Consider the following 20,113-nt stretch of genomic DNA (forward strand, 5'->3'; position numbering starts at 1 on the left):
CGCATACCGCTCAGCGGCATGAACGAGTTAACTTCGCACCCCTGGTTCTTTTGCGGCATCGGCGGATCAGGCATGCTGCCGCTGGCGCAGATCCTCAAGGCAAAAGGGGCCGATGTCGCCGGATCGGACCGCAGCCGCGACCAGGGCCGCACGCCCGAGAAATTCGCCTGGCTGGACAGTCTGGGCTTTCGGCTATTTCCCCAGGACGGCAGCGGTATCGTCAGTGCCGATCAGGTATTGGTCGCATCGGCGGCAGTCGAGGACACGGTTCCCGAGATGGTCCGGGCGAAGGATCTGGGCTGCGCCCGCATGTCGCGCGCCCAGCTGCTCGCCACGCTGTTCAATGCGGCTCCGACCGGGATCGCGGTGGGCGGAACCAGCGGAAAGAGCACGGTTACCGGGATGATCGGCTGGATCATGGACCAGGCCGGGCGTGATCCGACGGTGATGAACGGCGCGGTGATGAAGAACTATGCCACTGCCGATGCCCCCTTCGCCTCGGCGCGGGTCGGCCAGGGCGATGCGTTCGTGTCAGAAGTCGATGAAAGCGACGGTTCGATCGCGCTGTACCGGCCAAAGGTCGCCGTGCTGCTTAATGTCACCCTTGATCACAAGTCGATGGATGAACTGCGCCAGCTGTTCAGCGATTTTCTCCGGGCGACGAGCATCGGCGTGGTCAATCTTGACGATCCCGAAGTCGCCGCGCTGGCACCCGAATATACCCCGTGGCTGGGCTATGCGCTGAACCATCCCGAAGCAGAAATCAGCGTGGTCGAAGGTTCGATCGTCCAGACGCCGTTCGCAATCCAGGCCACAGTGATCGATCGGCGCGATGCAAGCCGTCACCCGCTGACTTTGAAGGTTCCCGGGCGGCATAACCTGTCGAATTCGCTGGCCGCGATCACCGCCGCCTGCGCCGCCGGCGTAGCGGTGGCTGATGCCGTTGCCGCGCTGCACAGCTATGCTGGGCTCGCCCGCCGTTTCGACGTGGTTGGCACCAATCCATCCGGAATCACGGTGATCGACGATTTCGGGCACAATCCCGACAAAGTCGCGGCGACACTGGCAACTCTGAAAGCGCATCCGGGCCGCGTCATCGCTTTCTTCCAGCCCCACGGCTATGGCCCGCTGCGCCAGATGGGCACCGAACTGGCACAGACCTTCGCCGATCTGCTTGGCCCCGATGATCTGACGATCCTGTGCGACCCGGTCTATTACGGCGGAACTGTTGACCGCAGCGAGGGCAGCAAACGGATTGTCGAGCTGATCGCGCAATCCGGAGGCAAGGCCGAATATGTTCCCGACCGAGCTGACTGCGCGCAGCGGATTATCGCGCTTGCCCGGCCCAGCGACCGCATCGTGATCATGGGCGCGCGCGATGATACGCTCACCGCTTTCGCACGCGACCTGCTGGCAGCACTGCCCTGAACGGAACTGTCCATCGCGCCCCCTTCCCTTTCTTTCCCGCTGTCCCCACATTGCCTGTCCAGATCATGAGCGAATCCCAGCCCTCCGATCCGCGCCCGCGCGTTCTGCTTGTTACCGGGCTGCTTGGCGCGGGCAAGTCCACCGCGCTCAAGGTGCTGGAGGACCTCGGCTGGGAAACGATCGACAATTTCCCGATCCACCTGCTCGGCCGGCTGATCGGCAGCAGCGACGGAGCCGCGGGCGACGTCCGCGCACCGCTGGCGATCGGGTTCGATTCGCGCACCCGCGGGTTCGATCCCAACCAGGTGATCGAACGGGTCAAGAAGCTGGTCCAGCGCCCCGACATCGAACTGACCACGCTGTTTCTCGACTGTTCGGGGCAGGAGCTTGAGCGCCGCTACAACGAAACCCGTCGCCGTCATCCGCTTGCCCAGGACGTGCCCGCCGCGACCGGGATCGCCGCCGAGCGCGAAATGATGGAGCCGCTCCGGCGCTGGGCGGACATCGTCATTTCCACCACTGACTTCACCAGCAACGACCTGAAGCAGGCGATGCGCGAACGCTTTGGCCGCGAAGCCCCGCAAGCAACCGTGGTGACCATCACCAGTTTCGGCTTCTCGCGCGGGATGCCGCCGATCGCCGATCTGGTCTTCGACATGCGCTTTCTCGACAACCCGCACTGGGACCCGGCGCTGCGCCCGCTGACCGGCCAGGACGCCGCGGTGGGCGCGCATGTCGAGCAGGATCCGGCCTTTGCCGAAGCCTTTGCCCGGATCCGCGATCTGCTGCTGCAACTGCTGCCGCGCTACGCAGCGCAAGGGAAGGCCTATGTCAACGTGGCCTTCGGCTGCACCGGCGGGCGGCACCGTTCGGTCTTTACTGCCGAACGCATGGCGACTGCCTTGCGCGATGCGGGCTATGCCCCCAGCATCTTTCATCGCAACCTGACCTCGCGCGCGGCGGATCTGGTAGAAGGAAAACATTGACCGTGGCGCGCATCGGCGGCATGGCCCGGCGCCACTTGAGGGGGCGATTCCCCTTGCCGGACGTGACACCTTCTGGTCGTGCCGGGTCGCAACTGCGGAGCATTATCCCGGCATGATCGGTCTTATTCTGGTCACTCACGGCAAGCTCGCCGAAGAATTCGTCAACGCGATGCAACACGTCGTTGGACGGCAGGACGCGGTTGAGACCGTGTGCATTGGCCCCAACGACGACATGGAAGCACGGCGCCGCGAAATTGCTGACAAGGTCAAGGCGGTTGACGCCGGACAGGGCGTGATCATTCTGACCGACCTGTTTGGAGGGACGCCGTCGAACCTGGCGATTTCGCTGATGCAGGCCGGCAAGATCGAAGTGATCGCCGGGATCAACCTGCCGATGCTGATCCGTCTGGCCAAGGCCCGCGGCTGCATGCCGCTGGCAAAGGCCGTCGTCGCTGCGCGCGACGCCGGGCGCACCTACATAACAATCGCGTCGGAGTTCCTCGGACAGGACGCATAACCGGCAATTGGGGGGAGGTTTCGGGGAATGCACGAGGTTCGCGAAAGCGTCGAGATCGTCAATGTCCGCGGCCTGCACGCCCGCGCCAGCGCCAAGTTCGTCAATGCCGTGGCCAAGCTGTGCGACGGCGTGACGGTTCGCGTCGCCAAGGACGGCAACGACGCCGCTGGCGCGTCGATCCTTGGCCTGATGATGCTGGGCGCGGCAAAGGGCGACACTGTGGAGATTATCGTTGCCGGCGACGGGGCCGACGCGGCGCTGCTCAAACTGGTCGGCCTGGTCAAGGACGGCTTTGGCGAGGACTGAGACCAGTCTTGCGGGAGGCCATCGACCGGTGAAGGCTGAGCGGACATTTTTGCTAGCAATTCCCCCCACACCCGCTCAGGCTGAGCTTGTCGAAGCCTACGCGCCCACGCTCCCGGATTGACAATGCGCCGCCAGATCACCGGATTTTCGAACCCTACGGTCAAGTATTTGCGCTCTCTGCGCGAAAAGAAGCACCGCAAGGTGGCAGGCCAGTTCATCGCCGAGGGTCTGCGGCTGCTGACCGATGCTCGGGAAAGCGGACATCTGCCCGAAATCCTGGTCATGGCCCAGGGACGCGAAGCGCATCCGTTGCTCGATTCGTTAGAGGCGGAGGTCGTCGCCGCCGGCGGCGAGGTGATCGAGACCAGCGCCGACATCCTCTCCAAGATTACCGGGAAGGACAATCCCCAGGCCGTTGCCGGTGTTTTTGCCGAGTTCGATACCGGACTGCACGCGATCGATCGCTCAACCGCAAAAATCTGGCTGGTCGCCCAGGCGCTGCGCGATCCCGGCAATCTGGGGACGATGCTGCGCACCGGCGACGCAGTCGGGGCCGGCGGTCTGATCCTGATTGACGACTGCGCCGATCCCTTTTCCGCCGAAGCCGTGCGCGCCAGCATGGGTGCGGTGTTCACCCAGCAGATCGGTCAGGCCCGCTGGGACGAATTCCTGCCGTGGCTGCGCGGCGGCGCTGGTCAACTCGTCGCGGCAAGTCTGCGCGATGCGGTTGACTATCGCCGTGCGCCATATGCCGCACCGTGTTTCTTGCTGATTGGCAATGAAAGTCGCGGACTACCAGAAGCTTACGAGACAGAGTGCGACCTGTGTGTGACCATGCCGATGAAAGGCCGCGCCGACAGTCTCAACGCGGCCGTAGCCGGCGCCGTGCTGGCCTACGAGGCGCTGGCGCACCTTGACGACTAAGGTCTACTCGGCAGCTTCGTCGTTTGCGGCCTCAGCGGCGGACAGCGCAGCAACATCGCCATAACGCGGTAGGCTCTCCACGATCGGCACGTCTTCCAGTTCGCGCTTGCCGATTTCGATGCCCTTCTCACGCAAACGGCGGCCCGAAGTCAAAACGTTACGCTCGAAACTTCCGACAAAATCGTTGTATTTGCGCACTGCTCGGTCAAGTCCGGCCCCCACCCCGCGTAGGTGTTCGCTGGCCGTGGCAAGGCGGTCATACAATTCCGCTCCCGCCTTGCCGATCTCGACCGCCTCGCGCGCGAGCTGATCCTGCTTCCACACCATTGCCACGGTCCGGGCAATCGCAACCAGATTAGTCGGAGTCGCCAACAGAACCTTGTTATGGAACGCGAAGTCCCAAAGTTCCGGGTCGTGCTCCAGCGCCGCTGAGACGAAGTGTTCACCCGGCACGAACATCACCACATAGTCAGGCGCGTCGGCGAACTGGCTCTGGTAGCCTTTAGCGCCAAGCGTCTGGACATGGTTGCGCATAGATCGAGCATGCAGGTCAAGATGACGCTTGCGCTCGGCATCGTCGCTGCATTCGAACGCCGCCTGGTAGGCGTTGAGCGAGACCTTGGCATCGATGACCAGCTTCTTTTGTCCAGGCACATGGACAATTGCATCAGGGCGCAGTCGCCCCTCCTCGGTATCGAGTGAATGCTCCAGATCGAAGTCGGTATGTTCGGACAAGCCGCATTGCTCGAGCACGTTCTGCAGCGCCCGTTCCCCCCAGCGCCCGCGTGCCTTGGGGGCATTGGTCAGCGAGTTGCCCAGCCGCGCCGCTTCGGCCCGCACCGCTTCCTGGCCGTCGCGCATCGAATGGATCAGCCCGGTCAACTGGCCGAAGGCGTCGACTCGTTGCTTCTCCAGGCTCTGGACCTGCTCTTCATAGCTCTTGAGCCTCTGGTCGACCGGGGCCAGTAGCGCCTTGATCTGTTCGGCACTGCGCTCCTCGGAAACCGCCAGACGCTCCTGCGCGCGGGCCATGAACACTTCCTGCGCCTTTTCCAGAACCTTGGCCCCGGCGATCTCGAATTCCTTCTTCAGCCCTTCCTGCGCATCAAGCAGCAGGCGCTTCTGCTCTTCGAAATGAGCGGCATTGGCCTTGAGCGTCGCCAGTTCTGAGGCAATCACCTCGCTCCGGTGACGCACAGTGGCCAGTTCGTCGCTCAATCCGCTTGCGCGGTCGGCACGCTCGCTTGCCGCGGCGAGATCGCGGATCGCTGCCCTGAATCGCTCATCAAGGTCGCGCGCGCTTGCCTCGCTGGCATCAAGCCGCTGGCGCAAGTCAGCTGCCGGCCGCGCGCCGACAAGCCAGCCAAAAGCCGCGCCACCGATCAGCGCGACCACAATCAGAATAAGGGATAGGGTGACGTCCATAGGCTCACGCTAACCGGAACGGAGCAAGAACGCCAGCCCCGTCACGCTGCCTTGCGCAGCTTTTCCAGCTTCTTCAACGCCATTTGCCGCTTGAGCCGTGAAAGGTGGTCGATGAACAGGATGCCTTCGAGATGGTCCATCTCGTGCTGCAGGCAGGTGGCGAGCAGGCCTTCGATTTCTTCCTCGTGCTGCTTGCCGTCAAGGTCCTGCCAGCGCGCGCGGATCTGGGCCGGACGCTCGACCTCGGCGTAGATTTCGGGAACCGACAGGCAGCCCTCATTGTAGACCGCGTGCTCTTCCGACGGGTCGAGGATTTCCGGATTGATGAATACCCGCGGCTCGCGCTTTGTCGGCTGGTGGTGATGGTGATGGCCGTCATGATCGCAGGCGACCGGCTCTGCATCCTCGTCGTCGGGCTGGAGATCGATCACCAGCACCCGCAACGGCACCCCGACCTGGATCGCGGCCAAGCCGATCCCGGGGGCGTCGTACATCGTCTCGAACATGTCGGCGACGAGCGTTTTGAGTTCGTCGTCGAACACGGTGACGGGATCGGACACCACCTTGAGGCGGGGATCGGGGACTTCGATGATTTCGCGAATAGCCATAAGGGGCCAGATAGTGGCGTTGCGCGCGAATCTCAACCCATCGGACGCCGCGCGCGCAGCGCCTGCGCCAGAGTGCCTTCGTCGAGGTAATCGAGCTCACCTCCGACTGGCAGGCCGTGCGCCAGTTGGGTGATCCGCAGCGGGTAGCCCTCCAGTCGCTCGGCAATGTAATGCGCGGTGGTTTGCCCTTCCAGCGTCGCGTTCATGGCCAGAACCACCTCGTCAATCCCGCCGCGTGCCACGCGTTCGATCAGCGAACCGATCGCCAGGTCTTCGGGCCGCACGCCTTCCAGCGCTGAAAGCCGGCCGCCAAGCACGTGATAGCGTCCGGCGAACAGGCGTGCCCGGTCCAGCGCCCATAGGTCCGAGACATCCTCCACCACACACAGGGCGCGCTGATCGCGCCGGGCATCGGTGCAGATTGCGCAAGGGTTGGCCGTATCGACATTGCCGCAGGTCGTGCATTCGACCAGCCTTTCGCGCACCGCGCCGAGCGCTTCGAGCAAAGCGACCAGCGACGTCTCGCGCCGCTTGATCAGCCACAGCACCGCGCGGCGCGCCGAGCGGGGCCCCAGACCGGGAAGGCGCGAGAGGGCTGTCGTCAGAGCTTCAATTTCAACCGAGGCCATGCTTTTCCCTAACCGCTCAGGCTGAGCTTGTCGAAGCCCTGTCCTTTTCTTTTCCAAGGTTGAAACTAAGGACATTCCTTTGACAGGCTCAGGACGAACGGATTTCAGGCTGTGCGCGCAATCTTCATGGGAACTCCGGATTTCGCCGTGCCGGCGCTGGAGGCGCTGGTCGAGGCGGGGCACGAGGTGGTCTGCGCCTATTCCCAGCCGCCGAGGCCGGCAGGACGGGGCAAGCAATTGCTGGCCTCGCCAGTGCATCGCGCGGCCGAATTCCGCGGCATCCCGGTTCGCACGCCGATCAGCCTGCGCGACCTGGAAGCACAGGCCAGTTTCGCCGCTCTGGAGGCCGACGTTGCGGTTGTTGCCGCTTACGGGTTGATCCTGCCGCAGCCGGTTCTCGATGCGCCCAAGCATGGTTGCCTCAACGTCCATGCCAGCCTGTTGCCGCGCTGGCGCGGCGCGGCGCCGATCCACCGCGCAATTCTGGCGGGTGATCCAGTGACCGGGGTGACGATCATGCAAATGGAGGCGGGACTCGATACCGGGCCGATGCTGGCCGTCGCGCGCACACCGATCGAGGACAAGACTGCGGGTGAACTGACGCAGGAACTGGCCGAAATCGGTGGCCGCCTGATGGTCGAGGTGCTGTCAGATCTTCCAGAGCGCCGTGCCGAACCGCAGCCCGACCTTGGCGTCACGTATGCGAAGAAGATCGACAAGGCGGAAAGCCGCATCGATTTTGCCCGCGCTGCCGAGCAGGTCGAGCGTCAGGTGCGCGCCTTCGCCCCTGCCCCCGGCGCGTTCTTTGAACTGGACGGCGAACGTTACCGCGTGCTCAAGGTCGAACTGGTCAATCGTGAAGGCGCAGCCGGCACCACGCTGGACGACCGGCTGACCATCGCCTGCGGCCACAGCGCCGTGCGCCCCGTCCTGATCCAGCGCGCCGGACGCCCGGTGATGGGCGTGGACGAATTGCTGCGCGGACGCGTGGTGCCGGCAGGGACACGGCTAGCTTGACCCGTTTTGTCCTGACCCTTGAATTCGATGGCACGAACTTCTTCGGGCTGCAGCGCCAGGCCAGTGGGCCAAGCATCCAGCAGGCCGTGGAAGAGGCAGTCGGACGGGTGACGGGCGAAACCGTAACGCTCCACGCCGCTGGGCGCACCGATGCCGGGGTCCACGCCCTGGCAATGCGCGCCCATGTCGATATCCGCAAGGACATTGCGCCGTTTCGTCTGATGGAGGCGCTCAACCATCACCTGCGGCCCGATCCGATCGCGGTGCTGGCCTGCGATGTTGTCAGCGATGACTGGCACGCCCGGTTTTCGTGCATCGGCCGCGAATATTTGTATCGCATCGCCAATCGCCGCGCACCGCTGGCGCTGGACGCCAACCGCGCCTGGCAAGTCCCCCAACCACTTGACGCAGAGGCGATGCACCGCGCGGCACAGGCGCTGGTCGGGCTTCACGATTTCACCACCTTTCGATCGGTCCATTGCCAGTCGGCCAGTCCGGTCAAGACGCTCGACTTGCTCAGCGCCGAGCGCGTCGGCGACGAAGTCCGCATCCGCGCCGCGGCACGGTCGTTTCTGCATCATCAGGTTCGCTCCATGGTCGGCTGCCTGTCGCTGGTCGGCATGGGCCGCTGGCGTGAAGAACAGCTGGCCGAGGCACTGGCCGCCCGCGACCGGTCTGCCTTGGGTCTCAATGCACCCAGCGCGGGACTTTATTTCGTGCGGGCGCTTTACCCCGGCGAATGAGCACCTAGGTTGCGTTTCGAAACAGAATCGGGAGACGACCGCATGACTTTCACCGGCAAGCAGCTTACGACCCAGCTCGATGCAGACGGCACGCTGACCGTGCAGTTGAACGACAAGACCTGGGAAGCGCCCAAGGCAGGCCAGGTCCTGATCAAGGTCGAGGCGACACCGATCAATCCGTCGGATCTTGGTCTGCTGTTCGCCAGCGCCGATACCGACAATGCCGTCTATTCCCCGGGCAAGGTCGTAGCAAAGATGCCCGACAACGCCACCCGCGCGATGAAAGCGCGCCATGGCATGGCGATGCCTGCCGGCAATGAAGCGGCGGGAACCGTCGTCGCCGCGGGCGAAGGGGCGGAAGGCCTGATGGGCAAGCGGGTTGCCTGTGTTCCGGGCACTGCCTATGGCTCCTATGCCTATGCCGATGCCGCCATGTGCATGCCGGTGGGTGTCGATGTCAGTGCCGAGCAGGCTGCCAGTTCCTTCGTCAATCCGATGACTGCGCTGGGCTTTGTCGAAACGATGAAGCTGGAAGGCTATATCGGCATCGTGCACGCCGCAGCGGCGTCCAATCTGGGGCAAATGCTGGTCAAGATCTGCCAGGCCGATGGCGTACCGCTGGTCAATATCGTGCGCAGCGAAGAGCAGGTGAAGCTGCTCAAGGACCTTGGCGCAACCCACGTGCTCAACATGACCGATGCCGATTTCATGCCCAAACTGATCGACGCGATTGCCGAGACCAAGGCGATGATCGGCTTCGATCCGATCGGCGGCGGCACGCTCGCCGGGCAGATCCTGACTGCGATGGAAGCCGCAGCCAGCCGCGGCGCCGCGTTCAGCCGCTATGGTTCGTCCGAGCCTAAGAAGGTCTATATCTATGGCGCGCTCGACCTCGGGCCGACGATCCTCAATCGCGCTTTCGGGCTGACCTGGGATCTGGCCGGCTGGCTGCTGACCCCGTTCATGGCCAAGGCCGGGATGGAGATCGTCGGACGGATGCGCGGCCGCGTCGCGAGCGAGCTGACTACTACCTTTGCCAGCCACTATTCGATGCGCGGCTCGCTGGAGGACATGCTGACCAAGGAGGCCGTGTCCGTCTACAACGCGCGCCGTACCGGGGAGAAATACCTGGTCGTGCCGAACGGCTGATCTTTTTCGCGCGGCTACGGGAACCTCTGTGCATTGAGGCACGTTGTGATGATCAAACGCACTTAACGGCGTGATCAGCACAGAGGACCCCGACAATGGCCACAGCCGCCAAGCCGAAAGCCGAAGCCAGCCACTTTACCGATACAAAGACCCTGCGCGCCCAGGCCCGCAAGAATGTCGAAGACGGCGCAGTCACCAGGAACTTCCCCGAAGATCGCGAAACGATCATCGAAAAGCTGAATGAATCGCTGGCCACCGAATGGGTCTGTGTGCTGCGCTATATGCGCCATTATCACACCGCCACCGGGCTGGTTTCAGAGCCGATCAAGGCCCACTTCCTGGAGCACGCCAAGGAAGAGCAGGCTCACGCCACTGCCCTGGCCGAACGCATCGTCCAGCTGGGCGGCGAACCGGATCTCAATCCCGACAACCTGACCAGGAAGAGCCACGCCGAATACCGCGAAGGCACCACCTTGAAGGAGATGGTCACCGAAGACCTGGTTGCCGAGCGCATTGCCGTCGAGGCCTACCGCGAACTGATCCACTATCTGGGCGACCGCGACCCGACAACGCGCAAGCTGATCGAACACATCCTGAGCCAGGAAGAAGATCACGCCGACGAATTCGCCGATCTCCTGGACGGTTGGGAAGGCGAATAACCCCATTCACCCCGACTGCGGGCGGATCCTCGATCGAGGGTCCGCCCGTTTTTTATGTCGGACCGCACCGAACGGTGTTAGCCTGTCATCACAAGAGGTCGCCATCCCTCTATCGCACGTTAGCGGAGGTATCATGGCAACTGTTCCCACACTGGGCGGCGCTCCCTTCTTGACCGATGCCGGCCTTGAAACCTGCATGGTTTTCAAGGACGGGCTGGACTTGCCCGCATTTGCTTCGTTCGTCCTCGTCGATGGTCCGGGACGGCCCAACCTCGATGCCTATTACCGGCAATTCCTCGCGCTGGCCGAACGCCTCGGAACGGGATTCGTGCTCGATACCCCAAGCTGGCGCGCCAACCCCGATTGGGGCGATCAGCTCGGGTTGGACCGGGCGCAACTTGAAGCCGTTAACCGCCGGGGCATTGCAATGGTCTCGGATCTGCGCCGACAAACCTCGATCGCAGACAATGTCCCCGTCAATCTGGTGATCGGGCCGCGCGGCGACGGCTATCGGCCCGACGCGACGATGCACCGCAACGAAGCGGCAGACTATCACGCGTGGCAAGTGGCGGTCGGCAGCAGCGCCGGTGTCGATATGGTCACGGCCGTGACCATGAACTACCTCGAAGAGGCACAGGGAATTGCCGCCGCTGCGGCGCGTGAAGGCGTGCCTTGTGTGATCTCGTTCACAGTCGAAACCGATGGCAAGCTGCCAACCGGCATGACCCTGGCCGAAGCGGTGCAGCGTACCGACGAATCAAGCCAGGGCAGCGTCGTCTATTACATGGTCAATTGCGCGCACCCGTCGCACTTCGTGGCCGCGCTCGACGATGCGCAGCTGCGCGACCGGATCGGCGGCATCCGGGCCAACGCCTCGCGCATGAGCCATGCCGAGCTTGATGAAGCTGCAGAACTGGACGACGGCGATCCTGCCGAACTGGCGCAGGACTATGTACAATTGCTCGATGCACTGCCCCACGTGTGCGTGCTGGGGGGCTGTTGCGGCACCGATCATCGCCACGTCGCGGCAATTGCCGAGGCGTGCGTACCCACCATCCGCGCGCGCCAGTCGACCTAGTTCTTGCCGACGACGCTTTCGGGCAATTCGGTGCCGAACACGCGCTGATAATACTCGGCCACCAGCATCCGTTCCGTCTCGTCGCACTTGTTGAGGAACGAGAGGCGGAACGCGAAGCCCGGGTCCTTGAAGATCGCGGTGTTCTGCGCCCAGGTGATCACGGTGCGCGGGCTCATCACCGTCGAAATGTCGCCGTTGATGAAGCCTTGCCGGGTCAGATCGGCAACCTTGACCATATTGGCAACCAGATCGGGTGAGGCACCCTCGACCTTGCCGATGACGATCTCGCTCTCGACCGCGGCGGGCAGGTAATTGAGCCCGACGACGATGTTCCAGCGGTCCATCTGGCCCTGGTTGATCGCCTGCGTCCCATGATAGAGCCCGCTGGTGTCGCCCAGGCCCACGGTGTTGGCCGTGGCGAACAGGCGGAACCACGGACTGGGCCGAATGACCCGGTTCTGATCGAGCAGGGTCAGCTTGCCTTCGGTTTCCAGTACGCGCTGGATCACAAACATCACGTCGGGACGGCCCGCATCGTATTCGTCGAAGACAAGTGCCACCGGATGCTGGAGTGCCCAGGGCAGCAGGCCTTCGCGAAACTCGGTGACCTGCAGGCCATCGCGCAGGACGATCGCATCGCGGCCAATCAGGTCGATCCGGCTGATATGCGCGTCAAGGTTGATGCGGATGCACGGCCAATTCAGCCGCGCCGCAACCTGTTCGATGTGCGTCGACTTGCCGGTGCCATGATAACCCTGGACCATGACCCGGCGGTTGAAGGCAAAGCCGGCAAGAATTGCCAGAGTCGTGTCAGGATCGAACACATAGCTGGTATCGAGATCGGGCACGCGTTCGTCAGCGCGGCTGAAGGCGGGCACCTTCATGTCGATATCGATACCAAACACCTGCCGCACGTCGACTTCGATGTCGGGCGCGGGCAGGACGGTGTTGTTGCGGGTGTCGAGCGTGGCGTCTTGGGTCTGGTTCATTGCCCATTCCGCCTATACGCGCCGCGCCGCCGCTGCAATAAGCTTTCGGTTGCAAATCGCGACTCAAGGGCCGCCGACAGGGAGAACGCAATGATCAAGGTATTCGGATTTCCGCTCTCGCCATTTGTCCGCAAGGTTCACCTGGTCGCCGCGGAAAAAGGCATCGCGATCGAGATGGTGCTAGGCCGTCCTGGCGAGCCATCACCCGAATTTCTGGCCGCCAGCCCATTTCGCAAGATCCCCGCATTGCAGGACGGTGATTTCACGCTGGCCGATTCGACGGCGATCGTGACCTACCTGGATGCGCTCGAACCGGCACCCTCGATAACCCCTGGTTCTGCGCAGCAGCGAGCCAAGGCGATCTGGTGGGAAGAGTTTGCAGATACGATCCTGATCGCCGCCGGTGGCAAGGTTCTGTTCAATCGTTTTGTCGGACCCAGGCTGATGGGTCTGCCGGGCGATGAAGTGGTTGCCGAGCAAGGCCTCAAGGAACTTGTGCCGATCCTTGAATATCTCGAAGCCGCGTGCGGCGAAGGCTGGCTGGCCGGCGATGCGTTGAGCGTGGGCGATATCGCTGTCGCCGCTACCCTGAAGTCCATGGGCTATATCGGACTGGAACCCGACCCAGCCACCCACCCCCGCACGGCCGCCTGGTATGACCGGGTCAAGGCGCGCCCATCGTGGCAGATGGTTGCCGCGCGCGAAGCAGCGGTGATGGAACGCGCGCTGGGGCGCTGAGATGGTAGCGCGGGTTGCCCTGCTGCGCGCGGTCAATGTCGGGGGTACTGGCGCTTTGCCGATGGCACAGCTGCGGACATTGGGCGAGGCATGTGGCTTTTCCAACGTGCGGACTTACATCGCAAGCGGCAATCTCTTACTTGAGAGCCCTCTGGACGAAGCCGCGATCAAGGCCTTGCTGGAAGCGAGGCTGCTTGCCCATGCGGGGAAGCCGATCGAAGTGTTTGTCCGCAGCGTCGATGAGCTCGAGGCGATCATCGCTGCCAATCCTTTCGCCGACGCGAAGGGCAGCCAGCACATGGTGTTCTTTCAGGAAGAACCCACGTCCTCTGATCTGATCGACCAATGCCGCGACCGCCAAGGTGAACGGATGGCGCTTGGCCCGCGCGAGCTCCATGTTGATTACGGCGACGGCATCCGCAATTCGCGGCTCAAGATTCCGGGCAAGCTGGGACGCACCGCGCGTAACATCAACACCGTACGCAAGCTCGCCTTACTGCTGCGCCTTTGACTCTCGCACAGCAAAACGCCGCCCCCGGTCTCCCGGGAGCGGCGCAAGTTGCCAATCGCTGTCAGGCGATCAGAAGCGGAAGCCGAGGCCCGCGACGACCTGGTTGCGGTGGAAGCCGTCACCATAGTCCGAGTAGCGGTATTCAACCTTGGCCGACATGCTGTCCGAGAACTTGTGCTCGATGCCAGCGCCAACGCGGTAACCGTCTTCGTCGCTCGAGAACGAAGTCGTGGTCGTGCCGACAGTGGTGTCAGCGGTGCTGCGAGCGTTGGTGTAACCGCCCTTGAAGTACAGCAGCGTGTCGCGGGCATCGCCAACGGCCACGCCGACGCGCGCGCCGGCATAGATGTCACGGCCAGCCTTGAGGCAGTAGGTCGTGGTGGTGATGGTCTCGCAGTCCTTGACGGTCGAACCGGTCAGTTCAGCATCGACACCCAGCACAACGCTGCCGGTGTCGTAATCATAGCCAAGACCGCCGCCATAGACGACGCCGTCCTTGCTGTAGTCGACGCCCGGCGCGATGCCGTCCTTGACCTTGACCTGGTCCCAGCCGCCAACGACGTCGGCGTGGGCGCCGGTCCAGCTGCCGGCGTCCTGCGCCATGGCCGCAGCCGGCGCAAAAGCGGCAAAGGCCGCACCGATCATGAGAAACTTTTTCATATTCAAACACTCCATTTGGACGAACTGTACCCGTCGCTATCCCCCCTTGATGCGTGACCCAGACCATGAAGGCCGGGCTGCAGCCGGGTGACGACGAGGCAAGTGGGCGTTGAAACCTGAACCTCAAATTACAGTTCCCGTATGTGAGGCGACTTCATTCCTATGTGTTGCCGATACGCAACAATATTGCGGTAACTTTGGGGCGAAACGAGCGGTTTGGCAGGATGGATCGCATTGACTCATACCGACCGGTTGGTATGTTTGAGCCATGATCCCGAATCGTCCCTTCCGCGAACCGCCGCGCAATGCACGCGGGCAAATTCTGGAAGCGGCGGTCAAACTTGTCCGGATGCATGGCTTCGCAGCGACCTCGGTTGACCAGCTGTGCAAAGCGGCCGGTGTTACGAAGGGCGCGTTTTTCCACCACTTCGCCTCAAAGGAAGCGCTTGGCGTGGCCTTGGCGGACTATTGGTCGACCAGCACCGGGGGCTTTTTCGCGGAGGCGCCTTATCACCATCACGAACGCGCGATCGACCGGGTGCTGGGCTATATCGACTTGCGCAGCACCTTGCTGAGCGGCCCGCCCGAAGCTTTCAGCTGTGTCGCCGGGACGATGCTGCAGGAAAGCTTTCACGACAGTGACGCGATCCGCCGCGCCTGCGAAGCGAGCATCATGACCAACGCCCGCGCGCTCGAAGCGGACATTGCCCGGGCGTTGACCGATGTCGGGCTGCCCGAGCAGCAGGCCCCCGGGCTGGCCCGCCATGTGCAGACCGTCCTGCAGGGTGCCTTCATCCTGGCGAAGACCCAGGATCCCGCCGCTGCTGCGGCGCTGGCGCGTGAGGCAATCGGGCATCTGCGCCACTATTTCGAATTGCTGTTCGGTGAGACCCACAAGGAGACCCTGCAATGACCCGGATGATCTTCATCAACCTGCCCGTGGCCGATCTGGCCCGGGCGAAGGCCTTTTATGAAGCGCTGGGCTTCACGCATAACCCGGCCTTCAGCGACGAGACCGGCGCCTGCATGGTGCTGAGCGAGGCCATCCACGTTATGATCCTGACTCATCCGAAATGGCAGACCTTCACCACCCGCCCGATCCCGCCGCGCGGGTCGAGCGAAGTCTCGTTGGCGCTGACCGTCGACAGCCGCGCGGCAGTCGACGCGCTGGTCGCAGCCGGCGCGGCCCATGGCGGAACCGCCGACGTCAACCCGCCCGAGGACCACGGCTTCATGTACCAGCGCACGATCGAAGATCCCGACGGTCACATCTGGGAACCGTTCTGGATGGACCCGGCGGCGGTTGGCGGGCAGCCTCAGGATGCTGCCGCCGTTTCAGACTGACACTGAGCAAAGGAGATCCGACATGGCATATATCGATGGATTCATCATTCCGGTGGGCAAGTCCGATCAGGCCAGGAACACCGCCTTTGCCGAGCGGATGGACAAGCATTTCATCGATTACGGAGCCACCCGGGTCGTCGAATGCTGGGGCGACGATGTGTCAGTCGGCAAGGTCACCGATTTCAACCGCGCAGTTCAGGCGGCGGAAACCGAAACCGTCATGTTCTCGTGGATAGAATGGCCCGACAAGGCAACCCGCGACGCGGCGATGAAGGCCATGGAATCGAACGAGGCGATGATGGCCGAACCAATGCCGTTCGACGGCAAGCGAATGATCTTTGGCGGGTTCGAGCCGATGGTCGATGAAACCACGGCAGGCACGACCGGTTATGTCGACGGCTTCATCCTGCCGGTCACTCCGGCCAACCGGTCGGCTTATCTCGACATGGCGCAGCAAGCGGCGGGCACCTTCCTCAAGTACGGCGCGCTGCGCTCGAGCGAGAACTGGGGCGAGGACGTGCCGGAGGGCAAGGTGACCGATTTCAAACGCTCGGTGATCGCAGAGGGCGACGAGAACGTGGTCTTTTCCTGGGTGGAATGGCCCGACAAGGCGACCCGCGACGCCGGTTGGGAAAAGGTCATGGCCGATCCCGACATGCAGCCGCCTTCCGAAATGCCTTTCGATGGCCAGCGAATGTTCTGGGGCGGGTTCAAGCCCGTGGTCGATCTCAAGTAGCCGAACGAACCAACGAGGAGAGCAACGATGGGTACCCTGCAAGGCAGCTGGATCTGGTACGAATTGATGACCCCCGATCCGGACGGGGCGAAGGCGTTTTACGATGCCGTTGTCGGCTGGACGCTGGTCCCCGGCTCGCCGCAGACCAACGGTTATGGCTTCATCGCCAACGCCGACGGCGGGATGACCGGCGGTGTGCTGACCTTGTCCGACGACATGATCCAGCACGGGGCGCGGCCGAGCTGGCTGGGCTATATCGGGGTCGATGACGTCGACGCAGCAGTTTCGTCCGTCGAAGCGGCGGGTGGCAAGATCCTGATGCCCGCGAACGACGTACCGATGGCCGGACGGATTGCGATGGTCGCAGATTGCTGCGGCGCGCCGTTCTATGTCATGACCCCCACCCCGCCCCCCGGCGGCGGCGAAAGCACAGCCTTTTCCGCCATGCCCCATCCCGGCCGGTGCGGCTGGAATGAGCTGCTGGCGGGCGACCAGGCCGAAGCAGTCGCCTTCTACACCAGCCAGTTCGGCTGGACCCTGCCCGGCGCAATGGACATGGGCCCGATGGGTACATACCAGTTCATTGCCCATGACGGCGTGCAGATCGGCGCGATCATGACTAAGCCCGCCGAAGTCCTGGCAGCGATGTGGTGCCACTACTTCTGGGTCGACAACATCGCTGCAGCGAAAGACCGCGTCACGGCAAATGGCGGCCAGGTCATTAACGGCCCCCACGAAGTTCCCGGGCCGCTGTGGATTATCCAGGGCGTGGACCCGCAGGGAGCATTGTTCAGCCTGGTCGGAAGTGCGTGAGCGGCGTTGACCTAGACGCGAATCCACGCCTATGTTCACTGATTGTTCCAGACTTCCGGGAGACCCGCCGTGGCTGACTATACCTTCTTCACCAACCCGATGAGCCGCGGCCAGATCGCGCGCTGGGCCTTGCACGAAGCGGGGGTCAGCTATGATCAGGTGCTGGTCGACTGGGCGGCCAAGCCTGCTGCCCTGTTGGCGGCAAACCCGATGGGCAAGGTTCCGACGCTGATCCATCACAGCGAGAATGGCGACAAGGTTGTCACCGAATGCGCGGCGATCTGCGCCTATCTTGCCGAAGCCCATCCCGAAGCGGGGCTTGGCCCCTCGGCCGATGAAAGCGCCGACTATTTCCGCTGGCAGTTCTTTGCCGCCGGGCCCGTCGAGCAGGCCATTGTCTCGCGCTCGTTCGGCTGGGAGGTTCCAGCCGACCGCGAGGGCATGGCCGGGTGGGGGAGCTATGAACGGACGATCGGCGCGCTCGAAGGGCACTTCGAAGGCAACAACTATGTCTGCGGGAACCGCTTCACCCTGGCCGATGTCTATGTCGGCAGCCAGATCGACTGGGGGCTGACCTTCGGCTCGATCCCGCCCAACGAAGCCTTCGTCGCCTATGCCGAGCGGCTGCAGGCGCGCCCGGCCTACAAGGCCGCCAAGGCCATCGATAACGCCTTGATCGAGGAGAGCCGCAAATGACCGATGCAACGCTGTGCCTGTGGTACGACAGCGCCGCCGAAGAGGCTGCGACGTTCTATGCCGCTACCTTTCCCGACAGCAAGGTCGGCGCGGTTCACCGGGCCCCGGGGGATTTTCCCGGCGGCAAGAAAGGGGATGCCCTGACCGTCGAATTCACCGTGCTCGGCCTCAAGTGCATCGGCCTGAATGGCGGACCGATCTTCACCCATTCGGAAGCCTTCAGCTTCCAGGTCGCGACCGACAGCCAGGAGGAAACCGATCGCTACTGGAATGCCATCGTCGGCAATGGCGGGCAGGAAAGCCAGTGCGGCTGGTGCAAGGACAAATGGGGGCTGTCGTGGCAGATCACGCCGCGGATATTGACCCAGGGCATGGCCGCCCCCGATCCCGCTGTGCGCCAACGGGTCTTTGCCGCAATGATGACCATGGGCAAGATCGATCACACGGCGATCCAGGCCGCGATGCAGGGATGACGACATGCTGAGACTCTATGGCCACACCTTTTCGTCCTACACCTGGAAGGCGCTGATTGCGCTCTACGCCAATGACACCCCGTTCACCTTTCACCAGATCGGAGAAGGCAATGCCGATGACGATGCCTTCGTCGCTGCGGCCGGGCCGAGCGGGCAGTTCCCGGTGCTGTCCGACGGCGCGGTGACGGTGTTCGAGGCCACTTCGATCATCGAACACCTGCACCTGCATCATCGCGGTCCGCAGCCGTTGCTGCCCGACGATCCGGCCCTGGCGATCCGCACCCGGATGTGGGACCGCGTGTTCGATCTGCACGTGATGAACGTGATGCAGGACGTGGTGGCCGAGAAGATCCGCCATCCCGACAATCCCGACCTCGCCATTCGTGAACGGGTCGAGGCGCGGCTCGGCCGGTCCTATCGCTGGATCGAACAGTGGCTGACAGACTATACCCGTCGCGACGCGGTGACGCTGGTCGAATGCGCCGCGGCGCCAAGTCTGTTTTATGCCGACTGGGTTCATCCCATCCCCGACGATTGCTCGCAGCTGCGTGCCTGGCGCGCGCATTTGCTGGCCCTGCCCGCGGTGGCGCGCTGCGTCGACGATGCCCGTCCCTATCGCCACTATTTCCCGCTGGGTGCCCCTGACCGCGATTGAGAGGATCAAGAATGTACGAATTGTCCGTTACCCGGCTGATCGAGGCCGATCTGGCCAAGGTCTGGGATGTCTTCGCCAACCGCACAAACGAATGGTGGTGCCCGATGCCGTGGCGCGCCGAAGTGAACTGGGGCACGCGCCAGCCCGGCGGTCTGACTCACACGACGATGTTCGGTCCCGATGGCGAGAAGAACGAGCATCCCGGATTTATCCTGGCCTGGGAGGAAGGCCGCCGGGTCGCCGTGACCGATGCGATTGTCGGCGATCTGGAACCGGCCGGGCCATTCATGATCGGCGTCTGGGAATTGATCCCTGAAGGCAGTGCAACACGCTATATCGGTCGTGCCCGGCACTGGACTGCCGAGACCATGGCACACCACAAAGACATGGGCTTCGACGAAGGCTGGGGCACCATGGCCGATCAGTTCAAGGCCTTGTGCGAGGCCTGATCAGCTGAAGGCGGCGGCCCGCCGCAGCAGCTGATAGGCCTCGATCACGTCCTGCAAGCGCGCTTCGAAGCTGCGGTCGCCGCCATTGCGATCGGGGTGATACTTGCGCACCAGCTGCGAATAGCGACTGCGCAGATCGTGGCGGCTGGCATCGAGCGCCAGGCCCAGCACGTCGAGCGCGCGGCGTTCTTCGGGGGTCACCGCGCGGCCGTCGGGCCGCTCTCCCGGGCGGCGTCCGCGCGCCCGTGCGCTGATCGCTTCGAGCGGATCGGCAAAATCGGCCCAGCGCGGCGCGGCGTCGATCCCGGCGGTCGGAGAGAAGGCGCGGGTCTGGCGGTCCCAGCCATGGATCGGCGATTGCGCGCGGAGAATTTCTTCGGCGCTCATCCCTTCGAACCAGTCGTAACCGGCATTGAACTCGCGCACGTGATCGAGGCAGAACCAGCGGTAGTCGCCCGGCCCGTCGAAACCCGATGCGCGCGGGCCCGGCGCGCGGAACTCCCCCGCCTGGTCGCAGCCGGGCCACTGGCAGGGGCGGCCGGCGGAATTGACGCGGCCATGAAATCGATCGTGCTTCACC

General features: G+C 63.5%; 26 protein-coding genes. 20 read left to right on the forward strand and 6 right to left on the reverse strand.

Annotation, left to right across the window (positions count from 1 at the left end; genetic code table 11):
* The first annotated feature begins 18 nt into the window (after positions 1-18).
* From ACFFF7_RS00365 to ACFFF7_RS00385, 5 genes are all read left to right on the forward strand, one after another.
* On the forward strand, positions 19-1,428 hold the full coding sequence (locus ACFFF7_RS00365) for a glutamate ligase domain-containing protein (protein WP_379479383.1): 1,410 nt from the start codon (positions 19-21) through the stop codon (positions 1,426-1,428).
* A 65-nt stretch (positions 1,429-1,493) separates the two neighbouring features.
* Positions 1,494-2,414, forward strand: coding sequence for an RNase adapter RapZ (gene rapZ, locus ACFFF7_RS00370; protein WP_379479384.1), 921 nt, complete (start codon positions 1,494-1,496; stop codon positions 2,412-2,414).
* A gap of 112 nt (positions 2,415-2,526) precedes the next feature.
* Positions 2,527-2,931 (forward strand): PTS sugar transporter subunit IIA, encoded by a 405-nt coding sequence (locus ACFFF7_RS00375; protein ID WP_379479385.1) that lies wholly within the window; start codon positions 2,527-2,529, stop codon positions 2,929-2,931.
* A gap of 27 nt (positions 2,932-2,958) precedes the next feature.
* A complete protein-coding gene (locus tag ACFFF7_RS00380; protein ID WP_379479386.1) occupies positions 2,959-3,237 on the forward strand; it encodes an HPr family phosphocarrier protein in 279 nt (92 codons plus the stop codon).
* Positions 3,238-3,360: 123 nt separating this feature from the next.
* Positions 3,361-4,161: a TrmH family RNA methyltransferase gene (locus ACFFF7_RS00385; RefSeq protein WP_379479387.1), complete on the forward strand. Its 801-nt coding sequence runs from the start codon at positions 3,361-3,363 to the stop codon at positions 4,159-4,161.
* Positions 4,162-4,164: 3 nt separating this feature from the next.
* Here ACFFF7_RS00385 and ACFFF7_RS00390 read toward each other — a convergent pair whose 3' ends face one another.
* The 3 genes from ACFFF7_RS00390 to recR are packed head-to-tail and all read right to left on the reverse strand — an operon-like array spanning position 4,165 to position 6,823.
* Positions 4,165-5,586, reverse strand: coding sequence for a DNA recombination protein RmuC (locus ACFFF7_RS00390; RefSeq protein ID WP_379479388.1), 1,422 nt, complete (start codon positions 5,584-5,586; stop codon positions 4,165-4,167).
* Positions 5,587-5,627: 41 nt separating this feature from the next.
* The gene (gene def / locus ACFFF7_RS00395; RefSeq protein WP_379479389.1) at positions 5,628-6,194 is read right to left on the reverse strand and encodes a peptide deformylase; all 567 of its coding nucleotides are present in this window, start codon (positions 6,192-6,194) and stop codon (positions 5,628-5,630) included.
* A 32-nt stretch (positions 6,195-6,226) separates the two neighbouring features.
* A complete protein-coding gene (gene recR, locus ACFFF7_RS00400; protein ID WP_379479390.1) occupies positions 6,227-6,823 on the reverse strand; it encodes a recombination mediator RecR in 597 nt (198 codons plus the stop codon).
* Between the two features lie 111 nt (positions 6,824-6,934).
* Between recR and fmt the strand changes: the two genes are divergently transcribed.
* The 5 genes from fmt (at position 6,935) to ACFFF7_RS00425 (ending at position 11,469) form a co-directional block, all read left to right on the forward strand.
* Positions 6,935-7,840 carry a methionyl-tRNA formyltransferase gene (gene fmt / locus ACFFF7_RS00405; protein ID WP_379479391.1) on the forward strand — a complete coding sequence of 302 codons (906 nt, stop codon included), beginning with the start codon at positions 6,935-6,937 and terminating at the stop codon, positions 7,838-7,840.
* On the forward strand, positions 7,837-8,583 hold the full coding sequence (truA, locus tag ACFFF7_RS00410) for a tRNA pseudouridine(38-40) synthase TruA (protein WP_379479392.1): 747 nt from the start codon (positions 7,837-7,839) through the stop codon (positions 8,581-8,583). Before fmt ends, truA begins: the two co-directional genes overlap by 4 nt.
* 42 nt (positions 8,584-8,625) lie before the next feature.
* Entirely contained in the window at positions 8,626-9,732 is a 1,107-nt protein-coding gene (locus ACFFF7_RS00415; RefSeq protein ID WP_379479393.1) for a zinc-binding dehydrogenase, read from the forward strand.
* Positions 9,733-9,827: 95 nt separating this feature from the next.
* Positions 9,828-10,391: a ferritin-like domain-containing protein gene (locus ACFFF7_RS00420; protein ID WP_379479394.1), complete on the forward strand. Its 564-nt coding sequence runs from the start codon at positions 9,828-9,830 to the stop codon at positions 10,389-10,391.
* Positions 10,392-10,524: 133 nt separating this feature from the next.
* Positions 10,525-11,469, forward strand: coding sequence for a homocysteine S-methyltransferase family protein (locus tag ACFFF7_RS00425; protein ID WP_379479395.1), 945 nt, complete (start codon positions 10,525-10,527; stop codon positions 11,467-11,469).
* Here the strand turns inward: ACFFF7_RS00425 and cobS are convergent.
* Positions 11,466-12,458 carry a cobaltochelatase subunit CobS gene (cobS, locus tag ACFFF7_RS00430; RefSeq protein ID WP_379479396.1) on the reverse strand — a complete coding sequence of 331 codons (993 nt, stop codon included), beginning with the start codon at positions 12,456-12,458 and terminating at the stop codon, positions 11,466-11,468. The two genes, ACFFF7_RS00425 and cobS, sit on opposite strands and share 4 nt — an antisense overlap.
* A 90-nt stretch (positions 12,459-12,548) precedes the next feature.
* Here cobS and ACFFF7_RS00435 point away from each other — a divergent pair, with 90 nt between their 5' ends.
* Positions 12,549-13,196, forward strand: a complete 648-nt coding sequence (locus tag ACFFF7_RS00435; protein ID WP_379479397.1) for a glutathione S-transferase family protein — start codon at positions 12,549-12,551, stop codon at positions 13,194-13,196.
* A gap of 1 nt (position 13,197) precedes the next feature.
* Positions 13,198-13,707: a DUF1697 domain-containing protein gene (locus ACFFF7_RS00440; RefSeq protein ID WP_379479398.1), complete on the forward strand. Its 510-nt coding sequence runs from the start codon at positions 13,198-13,200 to the stop codon at positions 13,705-13,707.
* Between the two features lie 69 nt (positions 13,708-13,776).
* On the opposite strand, the gene ACFFF7_RS00445 is transcribed toward ACFFF7_RS00440, so the two are convergent.
* Positions 13,777-14,367, reverse strand: a complete 591-nt coding sequence (locus tag ACFFF7_RS00445; RefSeq protein ID WP_379479399.1) for an outer membrane protein — start codon at positions 14,365-14,367, stop codon at positions 13,777-13,779.
* A gap of 268 nt (positions 14,368-14,635) precedes the next feature.
* Here ACFFF7_RS00445 and ACFFF7_RS00450 point away from each other — a divergent pair, with 268 nt between their 5' ends.
* From ACFFF7_RS00450 to ACFFF7_RS00490, 8 genes are all read left to right on the forward strand, one after another.
* Positions 14,636-15,280, forward strand: coding sequence for a TetR/AcrR family transcriptional regulator (locus tag ACFFF7_RS00450; protein ID WP_379479400.1), 645 nt, complete (start codon positions 14,636-14,638; stop codon positions 15,278-15,280).
* Positions 15,277-15,711 (forward strand): VOC family protein, encoded by a 435-nt coding sequence (locus ACFFF7_RS00455; RefSeq protein ID WP_379479401.1) that lies wholly within the window; start codon positions 15,277-15,279, stop codon positions 15,709-15,711. Before ACFFF7_RS00450 ends, ACFFF7_RS00455 begins: the two co-directional genes overlap by 4 nt.
* 22 nt (positions 15,712-15,733) lie before the next feature.
* Positions 15,734-16,447: a DUF1428 domain-containing protein gene (locus tag ACFFF7_RS16130; RefSeq protein ID WP_446686282.1), complete on the forward strand. Its 714-nt coding sequence runs from the start codon at positions 15,734-15,736 to the stop codon at positions 16,445-16,447.
* Between the two features lie 27 nt (positions 16,448-16,474).
* Positions 16,475-17,260, forward strand: coding sequence for a VOC family protein (locus ACFFF7_RS00470; protein WP_379479402.1), 786 nt, complete (start codon positions 16,475-16,477; stop codon positions 17,258-17,260).
* A gap of 69 nt (positions 17,261-17,329) precedes the next feature.
* On the forward strand, positions 17,330-17,956 hold the full coding sequence (locus ACFFF7_RS00475) for a glutathione S-transferase family protein (protein ID WP_379479403.1): 627 nt from the start codon (positions 17,330-17,332) through the stop codon (positions 17,954-17,956).
* Entirely contained in the window at positions 17,953-18,429 is a 477-nt protein-coding gene (locus ACFFF7_RS00480; RefSeq protein WP_379479404.1) for a VOC family protein, read from the forward strand. Before ACFFF7_RS00475 ends, ACFFF7_RS00480 begins: the two co-directional genes overlap by 4 nt.
* A gap of 4 nt (positions 18,430-18,433) precedes the next feature.
* Positions 18,434-19,084, forward strand: coding sequence for a glutathione S-transferase family protein (locus ACFFF7_RS00485; protein WP_379479405.1), 651 nt, complete (start codon positions 18,434-18,436; stop codon positions 19,082-19,084).
* Positions 19,085-19,095: 11 nt separating this feature from the next.
* A complete protein-coding gene (locus tag ACFFF7_RS00490) occupies positions 19,096-19,533 on the forward strand; it encodes an SRPBCC domain-containing protein (RefSeq protein WP_379479406.1) in 438 nt (145 codons plus the stop codon).
* Here the strand turns inward: ACFFF7_RS00490 and ACFFF7_RS00495 are convergent, their stop codons facing one another.
* A complete protein-coding gene (locus ACFFF7_RS00495; protein ID WP_379479407.1) occupies positions 19,534-20,112 on the reverse strand; it encodes a J domain-containing protein in 579 nt (192 codons plus the stop codon).
* Position 20,113: the final 1 nt, after the last annotated feature.

Origin of the sequence: Novosphingobium aquiterrae, assembly GCF_042434435.1 — a bacterium.
Lineage (GTDB): Bacteria > Pseudomonadota > Alphaproteobacteria > Sphingomonadales > Sphingomonadaceae > Novosphingobium > Novosphingobium aquiterrae.